Raw genomic sequence first — 434 nt, 5'->3', positions numbered from 1 at the left:
ATATTCCTCTGGGTGTGCTGACAGCCGTGACGGGAGTCTCTGGCTCCGGTAAATCCAGTCTGATTGCCCAGGCCTTACCGGAACTGGTGCTTTCTTCACTTGGCGGTGATCCAGAAGACGTGCTTTCCGAAGCCAGCGACGCTGAGGGGCCATCCGTAACGGAGAAAACGTACGGTACCCTGACCGGTGATACCGGACTGGTAAAGCGTCTGGTTCAGGTTGACCAGAAACCGATAGGCAGGACCCCCCGTTCAAACCTGGCGACATATACCGGGTTGTTTGATCCTGTTCGTAAGCTCTTTGCCGGAACGACTGACGCCAAACTCCATCATTACGATGCGGGTCAATTCTCTTTCAATGTGGCAAAAGGCCGCTGTGCAACCTGTGAAGGTGAAGGATTCGTCAGCGTGGAGCTGTTGTTTATGCCGAGCGTG

1 pseudogene is annotated in these 434 nt (G+C 54.6%); it reads left to right on the top strand.

Annotated features, from left to right (window positions below):
* Positions 1 to 434, top strand: a pseudogene (locus J5M67_RS28815) (excinuclease ABC subunit A); the annotation flags it as partial.

Origin of the sequence: Pseudomonas sp. 30_B (assembly GCF_017491605.1) — a bacterium.
GTDB lineage: Bacteria > Pseudomonadota > Gammaproteobacteria > Pseudomonadales > Pseudomonadaceae > Pseudomonas.
This window is presented reverse-complemented; position numbering and strand designations above follow the sequence as displayed.